The sequence below is a fragment of the Colwellia sp. Arc7-D genome (assembly GCF_003061515.1).
Taxonomy (GTDB): domain Bacteria; phylum Pseudomonadota; class Gammaproteobacteria; order Enterobacterales; family Alteromonadaceae; genus Cognaticolwellia.
This window is the reverse complement of record NZ_CP028924.1, coordinates 2,289,600-2,305,459: the sequence shown is the minus strand read 5'-3', so window position 1 is coordinate 2,305,459 and position 15,860 is coordinate 2,289,600. Positions and strand designations below refer to the sequence as shown.

Here is a 15,860-nt window from a genome sequence, read left to right as displayed (position 1 = left end):
ATAAATTACTTAATAGGGTTTAGCGATTAAGGATAATCATGGTTAATAATATACTTGGAAGTCAGGCTAATTTAAGCACTATGCTTGCCCAATCAGTTAATAACGCAAACCAAACCTCAGTGACTCCTTCACTTCGCACCAGTGGCGACCTTCAAGCTATTAATGATTTACAAACTAACGCGCCTAAAATAACGAATGAGTTATTAAACCAGCTAAACAGTGAATCGATAGCTAGTAATCAAAAAGTAGGGGATATTTTACAACAGCAACTTACCTCGTTATTTACTATTTCAAGCACGCCTAGCATGCTCAACTATAAACTCTCCAATGAAGAACTTGCCTTACGCACAGTTATAAGCTCTCAGAATGAGGGGTTATTAAAAAAGGAAAGCAGCGGCCAATTAATTGAGCGTTTAAATACGTCAGTTAAAAATATTCAGAATGCTTATGCCAATACTAGCGATATTTTATCCAGCTTAGGGCAGCTTGGGCATGAGCAAAAAACATTTTTAGCTTCAAGCCAGCAACGTGTTGAGCGCACGCTCAATCCTTACATGGAAAGTACTAATCGCAGCAAGTACGAAGATGACGATAACTATTTATTTGAGCTTTCAATAAAAACCAAAGAGGGTGATGTAATAAATATAACGTTTAATTCGTCACAAGGTTACGATGAAAAAACGGGTGAGGCCGTTGATGGTTTTAGTTTAAGCTACGAAGTAAATGGCGATTTATCTGAGGAAGAACACAAGGCACTTTCGCAAGTGCTAAATGGTGTTGGCGAAATGGCTGATGAGTTTTTTAAAGTGAGTGAAAATTCATTTAGTCCTATTATAGTGCCGAACCAAACAGATATGAGCTTAGACTTTTTAGCAGGCTTTAATAGTGAGCAGCTAGCGGGTTTCAATGTGTCGTTTTCAACAACTCAAAATGATGCGCTAGATACAGGCGAAAACAATCTTGATTTAAGTTACTCCATTGATGAAGCATCAAATCAGCAAGCGCTTGTGTTTAAATCAGAAGGTGGCCAAAACGAAATCGATTTTGCGTTAGATATGTCGACCATTGGCGGTAAAGATACACAGCAAATACAGCAATATTTAGCGTCGCTCGATCAAAGCCTAGAAGATAGCCGAGTAAATAGTACCGAGGACGATAAAAAGTCGGCATTTGGTCACAAGGGCGACGAGGCAATGCAGCAAGGCTTTGCATTGTTTAAAGGGGCTTTTGCGAGTATGTCGTCGGCGGCTGAGCGTTATAGCAATTTAGAATCACTTGCAGATCAGCAATTTAATGATGGGCGCGCCATGGTTGCAGACTTGGTCGATAACATGATCATAAACGATAGCCGTTACCAAGGGCTAGCTGATAAAGCCCCCAATACATTAGGATCGGGTATTTCTAAGCTCGCTGATTTTGATGCCACATTTTCTTATGCACTGGATAACGGAGACTATCAGCCTAAAAGCACTATTGAGCTAAGCCAAGCTACTGAGCAAACCCAATTAGGGGATCTTAGTGGTGTAACGCAAAGTAAAAACGTGAGTAGCCACTTTGATTATCAATACAGTCGCCCTGATTATTACGACAAAGAAGAAAGTTATAACGTAGGTACAGCGATTAAGAATAAAGAGCTTGTAGGGCTTGAACAGTCTCACGAAGTTGATGTTGATACAAAAATGCATGCGTTTAACCCGCAAACGAATCAATACGAGCTGCAAATGGCGATGAAAGAGCAAACCGTTAGTAAAAGTGACATTCGATTAATTGATGATATTTGGCTTGAAGCAAACGAGAATAGCCATAACATGAGTAAAAAAGAACGTGTTGAAAGCGATGAAAAGCAAGCCGAATTCAAAACTACAAGCAGCCACTCTCATAACAAGTTAGTTACCTTAATTGGTGATTTAGATAAGTTGGCTGAAAATAAAGATGTAAGACGAGAGTTTTTAACTAACTTATCGCAAGTTAACTTTTTTATGGATAAAAAGTAACGCCTTAGAGTTGTTCACTCCACAATAAATATTGAGTATAGTCGTTAAATTAGTCATTTTAAAATTTAAAATGACTATTAATAGTGCTTAAAATAAATGATTTTCCGCTAGAGGGATAATAAATCAGTTTACCCAAAAAATTATATAAAAATGCCAGTCATTATAACCTAACTTGTAGTAGCTCAGACGTTATCTAATAATGCTAATTATCAGTGTTTAACTAAAACTGAGAGACATCTTTAAGCTGTTAGTTCGACTTGTCAAAGAAACGCTAACTTTTGCCGCAAAAGAGACCTTTGCCCCCTAAATCAGTACCAAAACGGTCTTCTTTGATACGAAAACGGAAGTTTTACTATTTCGTTTTTATGACTTTTCTGTGCGCATTGCTGACATTAATGTGTAATTTTTTGCCATATATTTTCTAATGAATTATTCGTGTTATATTACTGAGATTACTTAGTAATAGTTTTTCATTAGTTAAACCGTTCTAATTTGTTGAAATTGATGATTATTGAGCCATAACTAATCAAAAGTAAGGAGTGGATATTACTGAAAAGTATCCACAATTAGCTGTTAAGTGACTACACTAAAGCTTAATAATGAATCATCCTATCAATATAGTAGATGAGAGAAATATGAAAACATTAGCTAATAAAACTATTTTCATTACAGGTTCCAGTCGAGGTATTGGTCGTGAAATTGCTCTGCGTTGTGCCCGTGAAGGTGCCAATATCGTTATAGCATCCAAATCAGATGAACCTCACCTTAAACTGCCTGGCACCATTCACTCTGTCGCTAAAGAAGTGGAGGATGCAGGAGGTAAATCACTGGCCATTAAACTCGATGTGCGTAGCGAGGCGCAGATAGAAGAAGCTATGCAGCAGGCTGCTAATACCTTCGGGGGTATTGATGTGTTAGTCAATAATGCCAGCGCCATTCAATTAACTGACGTAAAAAACACCGAACTGAAGCGCTTTGACTTGATTCATTCGATCAACACTCGCGGTACATTAGCTTGTTCAAAAATGGCCATTCCCTATTTAAAGGAGGCTGACAACCCACACATATTAACGCTCTCTCCTCCTATTAATATGGGAAAACACTGGTTGGGCGGATATATTCCTTACACTGTAACTAAATATAGTATGACATTACTGGCGCTTGGGTTAGCCGAGGAGCTACGCGCCGAAGGTATTGCGTCCAATACTCTATGGCCTCAAACCACGATTGCTACCGCCGCAATAGAATTTGCTGTTGGCCGTGAACTATTAAAGGTTTCACGTACACCAAAAATTATGGCTGATGCCGCTTATGAAATTTTAACCAGCGAGAGTAAAGTTGTTTCTGGTGAGAGTTTCATTGATGAAACTTTGTTACGTGAGCGTGGTTATACTGAGTTTGAACAGTATAAATACGACCCTGATTGTGATGAGTTATATGTCGATTTATTTGTTGATAAGTATTTTAGAGTTTCCTCTTAATACCCCATATGTAGTAGAGACTAAAAAATTTCGGCTCCACCATGCTCAATTAGCTGTAATGGCTAATGTCTCTAATATGGCATGACCTGAACTGTATTGATGATTGCTTTACTTCCGCTTATGGCTAGCTAGTCTCTAATGGTCACTAGCTTAATGTTAACAAAGATACGTTAGTGGACATTGACATCAATAGATCTCTCAGTTGTTTGAAGTGTTCAGAAGACGTAGATCTACCTTTACCCTGACAGACAACTAAGCCATGAGAGTCATTCAAAGGAGAAGTATTTAGTGTTAAAACTAATACTTAGATTCAAATAGTCCGAATCATTAATCGACTTCAGCCTGAAGTATTTACCCATCTACGTTAACAAATGGTACTTAATCCTTTAGTAGGTTTTACTTATAAAAACCGATCAGATAATATTGATATAATTCACCTTTTCACGGAAACGAAATATCATGAAAAATAAAGGGATTTTATCACTCGCACTCTTACTACTTCTATATTCTTCATGCTTTTATGTTAATGCTAGCCTTATAACATACAATGGTTACAGCTATGACGATTCATCAAATATTGTAAAAAGTGATTCATTAGATTGGTTGAGGTTAGATTTAACAACTAACGAATCAATTTATAGCTTTCTAAATAATGAATTGATTTATTCAACGAGTGAATGGAGACTAGCTACATCATACGAGGTTGAAGGTCTATTCAATGACCTTTTTTCAAGTATAAATTGGAATCTCACATCTTATCCAAGTGACCTGGAAATTTATAAGCGTTATTCATTTCAGGGAAACAATAGTCCAACAAGGAAATTTATAGAGCTATTTGGTTATACTAGTTTGAATGATTTGTTTGACGACCAGCTTCAAGCAAATTCAATTTTTTATGACCCTTATATTAGCAGGATTGGCTATATCAATGTTCATGATTATTACAAATATGGTCAGTTTGGAGCAGCAGTTAATGAATCAGTAAAGTATGCGTTTTTTGATCCATCCACTTCTAATTTCAATATTAATTCTAAATCACCCAGTTTCAGTTTAATGCTAGTAAAAGTAAATGAAGTACCTGAACCATCAAGCTTATATCTTTTAGTCCCGCTCCTCCTAACACTCATAAGATCTAAAAAGAAGTTGAGAAAATAAATATGAAGAAGTTAATTATCATAGTTTGTATTTTTGCATTAACCGCGTGTGCTTCGAAGATGACGAAGCTACCGTTGGGGCAAATAACTAACTAAAGATACTCTCCTGTAGAAATAAATCTCCCTGTCGTTAATGAAGTTAATACCACTAATGTATTTGCACTACCAAGTAACTGACTTGTTATCAGTTGGCTTAAATTTGGCCTATATGAAATTTGCACTCATCAGTTGAACTCACAGCTTAAACCAGCCCCACAAGTGAGTAGAAAGTTTTGGCCAATATTACCCTAAATATGCTTATCAATTTGTAAAAGCTTAATGTCCGCAACTGGCTAGGAGCTGCCGTATTGATTTAGTCACTCGTAACTTCCGCAATTCGCACAAAGTGAGCTTTAAATCTAGTGATACCTAATTCTGCAATGGGCCTCAAAATCGACAGAAGTTATTACTTGCTTAAATAGTTACCTATATAATATAAAGAGGGTTAAATATTATTCGTATTTAACACAAGCTATTTCATATTTCGTCAGTTGATAATTTGTCTAGTGCAACCACCTGATTACGACCATTTTTCTTAGCTTGATATAACGATTCATCAGCCAATTTCATCAATTCATCGAAACTAATGTCATTAGGAAAACCACTCGCCACACCAACGCTTATTGTGACTCTGGCAATATTGCTTACCATACAGTCATCAAAATAGCGTCTTAATTCTTCTGCCAAAAACTTTGCTTGCATAATGTCAGTATCAGGTAGAAATACGAGAAACTCTTCACCTCCCCAACGAAGAATAATGTCAGAAAGTCGTAAGCGACGTTTAAGTGTTTGAGCGACATGCTTTAGCACATCATCACCCATTATATGGCCAAATTCATCATTAATACGTTTGAACCAATCCAAATCTAATAACATTATAGACATCGAAGTTTTTTGTCGTTCACCCAGATTCCAGATAGGATATACAAGCTCAGTCAGGGCACGGCGATTAAATAAACTGGTTAGCGGGTCAATTCTGGCATACTTCTCTGCAGATAACCGGGCGTCATATGCCATTTTAAAATTGAATCCAAACGACATTGACAATAATGACATTTCCAAAAGCATACCTAATTCAATACCTCTAAATGCCCATTGTGTATAGGGAAACAATCCCCACGTTGTCATGCTAGATATGGTCGCTCCACATGTGCCTATTAAGACCGCAGGTACAAAAAACTTGGCTAAATTATTTCCATTTTTAAATGAGTAATAACCAATCACTAACATCCAGACAGACATGGTTGTTAGGATCATGAGTTGTGCCATCACAGCAAATGAACGGCTACCAACGACAACAATAATAAAACCTATAGTGGCTAACCCTCCGTAAATTAATCGTCGATATGAATACAACCGAGGTAAGTATTTTTCTGCCTGTAAATATTCAATGGTAAACACAACCCCTGAAAACAAATAAACAAACATCAGTAAAGGCATAAGCCATTGTTGCATCAATACCTCACTAGGCCAAAGTAACCAGAAACCATGTCCCGTATAAGTAAAGTTGAATGCTGTAAATGAGAATAAATAGAACGAATAAAGACAGTATCTTAACTCTTTAGAGTATGCATACAGCGCTAAGTTATATATTAATAGTATGATTAAAGCGCCATACAAAGCGCCATAAAAATAAGCATTCTGTTGGTCAAATTTATCAACACTTTGTTCATCGCCAAGATAGACAGGGAATGTCATAGGATCATCAGATTTTATACGTAAGACAATATAGGTAATGCCAGGCTTAAATGTAAAAGAGACTGACGGCATACGCTTTTGACGTTCTCGGGAAAGAAATGATGATGTATCACCAAGTTTTACGTTTTTACTTAAAACATTCTGTTGATAAAAGTAAACGTCTAATTCATCTAACCATGCGTTATCAATTTTGAGTATTAATGATTCAGCATTTTCTGTAGTGTTTGTGACGGGTAATACGGCCCAAACTGTACTTTTAGAGAAGCCAAAGCTAACCTGATTTTCATCATTTTTAATAAACGTACCTAAATTAAATTGGGCTAACACTTGGTCAATTTCTAATGAATGTTCATAGTCTTTAAAGATAAACAGCTCTGAATTGACGAGTTTAAATTCAGCATTAGAAGGGAGTGATTTAGCGCCCACAACGCTAGAAAATATGACAAGTAGCACTAGCCATATTTTATAAAGTGATTGATAAATGCTTGTCGATTTATTCACGGTTTAATTTAATTTTTGTGATAGGTTTACAAAGGTTACATGACCGATGAACTTGCAAAGCTAGCTTTTTCAGCTCCAGATTCAATCTCTGTCCAAACTCGTATAAAATTTCCTCCTAGAAGCTTAGTTATTTGCTCATCGTTATAACCACGGCTTTGTAGTCCTGCAACTAAATTAGGGTAATCGGCAACAGATTTTAGCCCTTCTGGTAATGCTCCTTGTACGCCATCAAAGTCAGAGCCAATACCCACATGATCAATGCCTACAAGTTTTATAGCATAGTCAAATTGGTTAAGCACAGCGTCTATAGGCGTCACTGGAATAGGGTGTTTATCCCACCATTTTTTATCAAACAATTTTTCATCTATTAATTCAGTACCTGAAACACTCGCAACTTGGTTTCGTTTTGTTATCGCAGCTTTCTCTTTAAAAAAAGTTTGAAGATCATCTGCCGACTTTCGATTTATAAAAGGTATACCAAAGGATATTTGTATCACCCCACCTTTAGCCGCTATTGCCAGTGCAAGTTCATCACTAATATTGCGTTCAAATCCGGGAGTGAAATGTCTAAAAGCAGAGTGACTCGCAATTACTGGTACTTTGCTCAATAACAGAACGTCTTTCACCGCTTTATCGGATAAATGCGACACATCTACTATCATGCCTATACGGTTCATTTCACTCACAACATTCTTACCAAAAGGGCTTAATCCGCTCCATTGGCGTTGCGGATCATAGGAGGAGTCGCTAATGCGATTACTAGCGCTGTGTGCTAATGTAATATAACGGATCCCGCGTTTAAAAAATTTACCAACTTGATTGATATCATCCTCAATTGGAGCGCCATTCTCCATACCAAGTGCTAGCAATACACGGTTACCTGCTGTTAAAGTTTCGATGTCCTTGGGTGAAGTTAAAAGTCCAAATTTATCAGGATGACGTGCAATTAACGCTTCAATACTATCAATCTGGATATGAGCATTTTGTTTTGCTTTCCCTTGTTGATCATCACTAGCTGAAGTGTAAATTGACATAAAAGCAACATTAAGGCCGCCAGAATAAGCGCTTGAGTAATCAAATTCACGATTAGGTGTAATGGAGCCAAGGTCACGCCACTCAGCAAGTAACTTGCTAGGGGCATCAATGTGTGTATCAACAATGATGGCTTTTTTCGCCAACTCCTTAGCTGTCAGCTGTGTTGTGTTCGCCACTGTGCTTACAGTATTAAGTAACAAAGCTATAACGATGGTGACCGATAGTTGCTTATTCATTGATAATTCATCCTTTTAATATCGAAAAATACTTTTTATAACATTCAAATTATCGGCATGACTATTATCCTAATTCGATAGTCTGTCGAGTGATCAATTTACTTTATTATAGAAGTTAGAATACAACTTGGTAGATGTTAATTCTTGTTGCTTAAAGTAAACAGGTTATAAATTACATTAACCTCGATTAAGTCTTTACCGACGATAAACAGACTCTAAATTTAAACTTTATTTAACCAAAGGCAATTTTACTAAAACATCTACCCCTTGTGCATTTTGCTTATTAACTGCCTTAATTGCGCCATTATGAAACTGGCAAATTAACCGAGCTATGTATAAACCTAAGCCTAAATGAGGCTGTTCATTATTGTGTTTTGTTCTAATGGATACCATAGAGTCAAATAGTTGTTCACTCATTTGCTCAGGCAATAACTCACCATTATTACTAATGGTTAATATTACTTGTTGATTTGACTCTTTAATGCTGACCTCAACATTTGCATCATTAGAAAACTCGACGGCATTAGCGATAACTTTATCTAATAGCTGCGCTATGTGCTCAGGTGAACCTAATACTTTTAACTTTGCCGATGAAATATCGTTAAATGCAAAGTTAATGTTTGGATAGATCAAACGATATCCTTGCATACAGCCATTAAAAACAGGGGCTAAGTCGAATAAGGTTTTATCGGTATTTTGTAGCATTTGTTCAATGCGCGTTGCTTCATTCATATTGGTTAAAATTAAGCTTAATCGTTCAATACCGTGTTGTGCGCGCACTAAATACGGGTTTTCATTCTCAGTGGTTTGTCCGTTTTCATTATTTAGATTTTGTGAACTTAAGGTTTGTTGTTGAATAGCTAAAGTTTCTAACGATGTTCGAACCACGGCAATAGGTGTACGCAGTTCATGCGATAAACGCGACGACATATTTTCTAAATAATGATTATATTGTCCAAGTCGATTAACCGCGGTTGAAAAACTCCGTGATAAATCGCCAATTTCATCGTTAGTAGTTGAGGTATCAACATTACCGCTAATACGACCATGTTCGTCAATTGCCATTTCAGCTTGATTGCTTAAGGTTCTAATGCGGTTTGAAATACGTGATGCAAACAAGAAAAATGCCAAAGCGCCCAATAGCATAATAGCTAAAATAGAGCTGAACAGTTTTTCTAACGCTTGATTTCTCAAGGTGCGAATACCATTAGTTGTTTCTTCAACAATCACAGCACCTTTTACATGTTCGTCAATAAAAATAGGATAGGCAGCTGATAGCACCACCGCTTGTTGGTCAGTGCTCAAACGCCATTGCGACATAGGCTCACCCGCTAAAGCACTTTCAATATGTTTACCGGTGAGATTTTCTGAATCATAGAGTTGGTCAATAAAGTTACGCGGTGGTTGGGTGAGTATTATTTCGTAAAGCGGCTTGAGTATATTGTTTTCAAAGGTTAACCAAACAGAATAGATAAAACTAGTATCCGCATTATCTTCACGTTGGTTATCAAGGTTTACGCGTTTATTCCACACGCCATTGGCTTTTTTAATATTCCCCGTAGTGGCTAATACACGGTGATGTTGATCAACAACCCAAATGCTTGAATTGGTGTAACTCATACCCTTAACAATGCGCTCAATTTCAGGTGAGGGCACTAAAATAGTACCTAAAGTTTCTGCCGAACTTGGGTCTGCTGAGCCAAGAGATGCTTCGATTACACCTAATGGGCTATCAACATCGTGCACAGCAAAGGCAATGTTGTCGTTAAACTCAGTTAATGGCACGCGTACTTCAACATTATAACCTTGTGGTGTATCGCGCCAATGACCTTGAATTTGTCTCGCTGGAACGGGTATGTCATCTGTGATATCTGTAATGCGATAAGCGTCAATCCAGCCGGTGGTTTTATTGCTGATAATAAAACGACTAAACACATTTTGGGGATTGATAAAGGCAAGCTCTAAATGATCATTATTTACAATACTGCGCGCATTGCTGTCGCGATAAATAACCTTGTCGTCGATTACTACAAAGTATAAATATAAATATTTACCGTAAGTACCAACTGCAGCAGTAAAGTTTATTGATAATTGCTCTGGGGTTAATTGACTATAAAGCTGATTGTTTTGCTGATAAAAGTGCGCTTTATTAGCAAAGTCGGGCCAATCTTGATTTAAGCCATCAAGCTGAATCGGCGCTGACAAGCCATAACTGTAGAGGTCTTTACCTTTTTCTACACTGGGTAAAAAACTCGCTTGATTATTAAATAAATTGGCGCGTTCATGCATCGCAGTTGCGAGTGCTCTTGCGGTACCTATGATGGTTTGCTCTTGGCCGTAGCGTAAGTATTTTTCCATTTCCCAGACATATTGGTAGCCAAACCAAGGAATGGTGAATAAAAAACCAGATAATAATAGCAGCTTACTTCTTAAGCCAAAACGCCACTTCATTGCCATATCTATTTAGCTACCTGTTGATGCTATCGTTGTTTGATTCCAGCGATAGCCCATGCCATAGACTGTTTCAATACAATTAAAGTCACCATCAAGTTGGTTAAACTTTTTACGAATTCGTTTGATATGTGAAGTAATGGTGGAGTCATCAACATATATTTTTGAATCTTGCATTAACTGACTACGGTTTTTTACATGTCCTGGATGTTTTGCTAGGGCAAACAACATCCAAAATTCAGTAATGGTTAATTCTACGTGCTGATCTTTCCATTGAATGGTCATTCGTTGACTATCTATTGTTAGTGGTCCAATAGTTAGCATGTGATCTACCTGTTGTGGCTTACCTAAGGCGTCTTGGCGTCGAAATAGTGCGGCTATCCGTGCTGATAAGTGCGGTAAGCTTATATCTTTTGTTAGGTAGTCGTCAGCACCAATACGTAAACCTGAAACAGTGTCTACGTCGCTATCGCGAGCAGTTAAAAATATGATAGGTAAAGTAGTCGACTTTGATCTTAACCATTGGCACAACTCAAAACCTGCGTCGTATTCGTGCTCAAGACCTATATCTAAAATAGCTAAATTGGGCAAACGTAAGTTAAATGCTTCTATTGCGCTATTTTTATTGGCATAGGTTTGTACCTGATAGCCTTGCATGCGCAATACATCAGCGTAGTTTTCTCTAATGGCAGCATCGTCTTCGACAATAGCGATCCGTTTCGACATGTTTATCCTTTATGTGTTTTGGCTAACTACTTTTAATTATCTGGGGTAAATAATATCGAATAAACAGCACTGATGCTGCTAAATGTTGTAATTGCCATAATGTTGCCACATTTGCTCAGTGAATTGTCATTTTTGCGTCCTCTAGTCGTCGTATTTGTGGGTTTTAATAACATCATCAAAACAAAGCAGCTACTTAAACCCTAAGTTAGCAATTATTTATTAAGCACATAACCGACGAGAGAATTAAAATGAAAAATACATTAACAACAAATCCATTAAGCAAAGCATCATTAACCGAAAATAAATGCCAGCAGAGTACAGGTGTGACAAAAACGTTAATTAACGTCGCATTAATTTCAGTGTTAACGGTAAGTCCTGTATTTGCTAATACTGTTGAAGCAACAACACAGCAAAAGGCGGAACAGGAGCGCTCTGCAGAAATAAAAGAAGAAATAGGCTTTGGTACAGGTATGATTATTGGCGCAATTTTAGGAGGCCCTGTTGGTGCTTTTATTACAGGTATAGCCGGTAATATGATTGCAAAAAATATTAATGCGACAGATGAGATTGATCATTTGTCAGTCGCATATGAAGCAGAGAAAGAAAGTAATGCAACATCATTAGCGCGTTATCAAGAAAAAATTGAGCAAGCAGAGCAACGTTATGAAACCGAGTTATTTGCGTTAGAGAAAAATTACCAAGCGGCGAGTTTGCTACAGGCTCAAAACTTGTTAATGAGTTTACAATTTTCAACAGGTTCAAGTGAAATAAAACCGCATTACCAAGAGCAAATTGCAAGTTTAGCGAGCATAGTTCAACAGTCACCTAACTTGACCTTAGATCTTTCTGGCTATACCGATAAGCAAGGCAGTGATGAATTAAATCAGGCACTTTCATTAGCACGAATTAATGCAGTGAAAAATGCGCTTATTGATCAAGGTGTATCAGCCGAACGTATTAGCCTATTTGCTTTTGGTGAACAACAATCTGTTGTTGCATCAACCGATAAAGAAGTCAGTTTTTATGATAGAAGAGTTGTTATTAAACTGAAAAATACGGCGATAGCACTTGAAGATAACAAGGTTGATAATTCACAAACGGCAAAGAACTTTTAAGGGACAATTAAATTGTTTTGAGTTTGCTAGCAGATATAGAAAAGCCAAGGTGCAGACCTTGGCTTTTTATGTTTATCAGGGTTAAACCATCAGAGGTATGTATTTATCTAGCTTATTAAATAAAAACCTAAGGGAGTGTCTATTTACCTAATGTAAACTTAGTATCAGCATCACGTAATATATATAAAGCTGCACATGCTGCTAGCATCGGCCAAGCGGCGAAAAATAATAAATTATTAAAAGCGTCATAATATTGTGCATAAGCTGAGAATGTAGAACCAGCATGCATTAGTAGAATTAAACCGTATGTTAAGCGCTTTTTAATACCGAATAAAAAAGCCATAACTAGCACTAATTGTAATGCACCTAGTACATAAGCAATTACGTCATTAAATCCACTGATGTTATAAAAATGCTCGAATATTTTAATGCTATGAGCAGGGTTAACAAATTTATCTAGCGTCCAAACAAACATCACGATGAAAACACCTACGCGTAAAAGTAGTAATGACCATTGTAGGTTGCTCTGTAAGTTATTGTTGGCTAGGGTAGTATCTGTCGACATGTAAATTCCTCAAAATTAATAAAAAATGTTGGTAACAAAGCTAAAAGACCGAGTTCTAGTGTATAAATTTCATGAATTTTAATTTTATTTTAAAAAGTTTATATAATGTGCTTTTTTGATCGATTTTTACTCGTAATACGCTATTGTTTAATCATTAATGCTGATCTGGAAACGGTTTTGTCTGCTCTGCATACTTAATTTATCTAAATATAAGGTAGTAGCGGGCTAGATAAATATTTTTATTTTTGGAGATAATGATGAAGTTAGATTGTTTTTCAATTAGTTTGGCAGTGAAAGACTTACAAGTCTCACGAGACTTTTATGAAAAGTTAGGCTTTAGTGTCTTTGCTGGCGAAATATCACAGCGGTTTTTAATTATGAAAAACGGCACGACCAATATTGGCCTTTTTCAAGGTATGTTTGAAGGAAATATTTTAACCTTTAATCCGGGGTGGGATCATAATGCTCAAGCCCTTGATGATTTTACTGATGCTAGAGACTTGCTCGCCAAAGTGAAAGCACAAGGCATAGAGGTTAGTCATCAAAATGTTGAGGGTGAACAAGGGCCCGCGAGTTTTTCATTTGTAGACCCTGATGGTAATGCCATTCTTATTGATCAACATCGCTAAATTTTAGTACCAGTATGCCATTAGTGCTTAACGAAAATGCATTTTACATTTAAAGGTCAACACCTTTGACCAAGGCGATAACCTAGCTGGCGAGTAACTATTCAATAACACGTTTAAATGGCGGTAAAGAGTTTAGTAAATCCTTACCGTAGCGCTTATTTACCAAACGTCTATCCATTAACACAATAACACCGTAATCTTTTTCGTTGCGCAGTAAGCGACCTGTAGCCTGAATGAGCTTTTTCGAGGTTTCAGGCACCGAAATAGACATAAACGGATTACCCCCTTTAACAATAATGTATTCGGCCTGTGCTTCTTCTACCGGTGATGATGGCACTGAAAAAGGGAGTTTTGTAATAATAACGTTAGTCAGGTATTCACCGGGTAAATCTAGGCCTTCTGAAAAACTTTGTGTGCCAAAAATAATACTGTCTTGTTTTTTATCACAAAGCGCTTTATGGGTTTCAATAATTTTTTGTCGAGACTGTTCACCTTGCACTAATATACTAAGTTCAGTTTGTTCTCGCAGGGCGGTAACCACTTTGTCCATCTGCCAATATGACGAAAACAAAACTAATGTTGCTTTACCACGTTTGATTTGCTCAGGTAATTTAGCGATAAGTTCGTCTGTAAAAGGCTCTGCACTGGGCTCATATTGCATTTTAGGTATAATAAGTTGCGCATTATTTTGATAATCAAAAGGCGAATCAACTTTTTGGTATTGGCTGCCATCATCGGTTCTTAAACCTGCTTGACGACGAAAATGGTCAAAAGAGTTTAAGGCTAAAATAGTGGCAGAGCACAATACCGCGCCTTCACATTTTGACCAAAGCATATCTTCTAAGGTAAAGCCTACTTCAATCGGTGAACCGCTAATTAAGTAGTCACTTCGTTTACCTTCTATTTGCTCTAACCAACGTGCCATTGGCGCACCTTTTTCACTATCGGTTTTAGCGTACATTTGCCAAAGCGAATTAAAGTTTTCTAAGCGCTGGATCATAAATCCCGACTCAGCTAATAAAGGCTCAGCTAAATACATTTGTGTATCGCCGTCTTTTACCGACTCCATTAACAAGTTATAAAGCTTGTTTAAATGCGCTAAACATTTCTTCGAACTGTCCGTTAAATCTTCTGCCCAATTTTTTAGTGTTTTTGGAATAATACCGTTTTCAAATCGATATTGAAGCGCTTGATTTTGACTTTGTTTATTACTGCTATTTGATGTCGTTTGGTGAAAATAAATACTGCGATTATTGTCAATAAAGCTTAATACTTTTTGCATGTCCGCTAAAATATCTTGGCAATCATCTGCTAATTTTATTGAAGGTGATATAGCGCTGTTCGATTTAACCAGTTTTGCTATTTTATCACCGGTTTCTTGCAACTTACTAAGCCAGTCAATGGCTCCCTTGATGGTCATGCTTGCGCTAGAATGGTCACGCGTTACCTTTGGTAAGTGGTGCGCTTCATCAATTATGTAGAAAGTATCTTCAGGAGCCGATAATATTCGACCGCCACCAAGCTCTAAATCTGCAAGTAATAAACTGTGGTTAACCACTATAACATCAGCTGCTTCCATGCTCTCTCTAGCTTTATGAAATGGGCAATGACTGTGTTCAGATAAATGTTTTAAACAGCTGTGTTTGTCAGCTTGTATTTGTTGCCAAATTTGATGATTAATCGGCTCAGGCCATGCATCAATATCGCCAGGCCAAGTATTATCAGAGAGTGCTTTATGCATTTTAATTAAGGTGCGAATATCACTGGCTTGAGGTTTTTCAGCAAAAGTAAAACCTGCTTGTGGGCTATCGTCATTTGCCACCGCTTGCGCGAGTTTCTGTCGACAAACATAACGTTGTCGACCTTTTGCTAACGTAAAGGTGAAGTCTAAACCACTGTGCTTTTTTAAAAACGGTAAATCTTTATCCACTAATTGCTCTTGCAAAGCCACCGTTGCCGTAGCGATACAGACTTTTTTATTGCGACTTAATGCTAATGGAATAGAGCCTAATGCGTAGGCTAGTGATTTACCCGTTCCGGTGCCAGCTTCAATAGTAATGATTTTACGTACTTTATCGTAATCACCGGCAAGGGTTTTAGCAATTTCAGCAATTAAGAAGGTTTGCTGCTTGCGCGGGTTAAAGTTGGTCAGGTTTTCACCTATAGCTTTGTAGGAGGTTCGAATAACTTGCTTAATTTTATCGCTTAACATCGCGGCTGTAGTTTCCTATCGACA

General features: G+C 37.3%; 11 protein-coding genes. 5 read left to right on the top strand and 6 right to left on the bottom strand.

What is annotated here, in order from left to right:
- Nucleotides 1-38 precede the first annotated feature (38 nt).
- From DBO93_RS10065 to DBO93_RS10055, 3 genes are all read left to right on the top strand, one after another.
- Nucleotides 39-1,994 carry a hypothetical protein gene (locus DBO93_RS10065; RefSeq protein ID WP_108456230.1) on the top strand — a complete coding sequence of 652 codons (1,956 nt, stop codon included), beginning with the start codon at nucleotides 39-41 and terminating at the stop codon, nucleotides 1,992-1,994.
- Nucleotides 1,995-2,629: 635 nt separating this feature from the next.
- A complete protein-coding gene (locus tag DBO93_RS10060) occupies nucleotides 2,630-3,475 on the top strand; it encodes an NAD(P)-dependent oxidoreductase (protein ID WP_108456229.1) in 846 nt (281 codons plus the stop codon).
- A 459-nt stretch (nucleotides 3,476-3,934) separates the two neighbouring features.
- Nucleotides 3,935-4,630 carry a hypothetical protein gene (locus tag DBO93_RS10055; protein ID WP_108456228.1) on the top strand — a complete coding sequence of 232 codons (696 nt, stop codon included), beginning with the start codon at nucleotides 3,935-3,937 and terminating at the stop codon, nucleotides 4,628-4,630.
- 515 nt (nucleotides 4,631-5,145) lie between these two features.
- On the opposite strand, the gene DBO93_RS10050 is transcribed toward DBO93_RS10055, so the two are convergent.
- The 4 genes from DBO93_RS10050 to pdsR all read right to left on the bottom strand — a co-directional run bounded on the left by DBO93_RS10050 (nucleotide 5,146) and on the right by pdsR (nucleotide 11,315).
- Nucleotides 5,146-6,867: a diguanylate cyclase gene (locus DBO93_RS10050; protein WP_239058955.1), complete on the bottom strand. Its 1,722-nt coding sequence runs from the start codon at nucleotides 6,865-6,867 to the stop codon at nucleotides 5,146-5,148.
- 35 nt (nucleotides 6,868-6,902) lie between these two features.
- The gene (locus tag DBO93_RS10045) at nucleotides 6,903-8,138 is read right to left on the bottom strand and encodes a dipeptidase (RefSeq protein WP_108456226.1); all 1,236 of its coding nucleotides are present in this window, start codon (nucleotides 8,136-8,138) and stop codon (nucleotides 6,903-6,905) included.
- Between the two features lie 228 nt (nucleotides 8,139-8,366).
- Nucleotides 8,367-10,595, bottom strand: a complete 2,229-nt coding sequence (gene pdsS / locus DBO93_RS10040) for a proteobacterial dedicated sortase system histidine kinase (RefSeq protein WP_108456225.1) — start codon at nucleotides 10,593-10,595, stop codon at nucleotides 8,367-8,369.
- A 6-nt stretch (nucleotides 10,596-10,601) separates the two neighbouring features.
- Nucleotides 10,602-11,315, bottom strand: a complete 714-nt coding sequence (pdsR, locus tag DBO93_RS10035; RefSeq protein ID WP_108456224.1) for a proteobacterial dedicated sortase system response regulator — start codon at nucleotides 11,313-11,315, stop codon at nucleotides 10,602-10,604.
- Between the two features lie 248 nt (nucleotides 11,316-11,563).
- On the opposite strand from pdsR, the gene pdsO reads away from it, so the two are divergent.
- The gene (gene pdsO, locus DBO93_RS10030) at nucleotides 11,564-12,430 is read left to right on the top strand and encodes a sortase-associated OmpA-like protein PdsO (protein ID WP_108456223.1); all 867 of its coding nucleotides are present in this window, start codon (nucleotides 11,564-11,566) and stop codon (nucleotides 12,428-12,430) included.
- 139 nt (nucleotides 12,431-12,569) lie between these two features.
- On the opposite strand, the gene DBO93_RS10025 is transcribed toward pdsO, so the two are convergent.
- Nucleotides 12,570-12,995 (bottom strand): DoxX family membrane protein, encoded by a 426-nt coding sequence (locus DBO93_RS10025; RefSeq protein ID WP_108456222.1) that lies wholly within the window; start codon nucleotides 12,993-12,995, stop codon nucleotides 12,570-12,572.
- 254 nt (nucleotides 12,996-13,249) lie between these two features.
- Here DBO93_RS10025 and DBO93_RS10020 point away from each other — a divergent pair, with 254 nt between their 5' ends.
- On the top strand, nucleotides 13,250-13,624 hold the full coding sequence (locus tag DBO93_RS10020; protein WP_343215930.1) for a VOC family protein: 375 nt from the start codon (nucleotides 13,250-13,252) through the stop codon (nucleotides 13,622-13,624).
- A gap of 97 nt (nucleotides 13,625-13,721) precedes the next feature.
- Here DBO93_RS10020 and dinG read toward each other — a convergent pair whose 3' ends face one another.
- Nucleotides 13,722-15,836 (bottom strand): ATP-dependent DNA helicase DinG, encoded by a 2,115-nt coding sequence (gene dinG / locus DBO93_RS10015; RefSeq protein WP_108456220.1) that lies wholly within the window; start codon nucleotides 15,834-15,836, stop codon nucleotides 13,722-13,724.
- Between the last annotated feature and the right edge of the window lie 24 nt (nucleotides 15,837-15,860).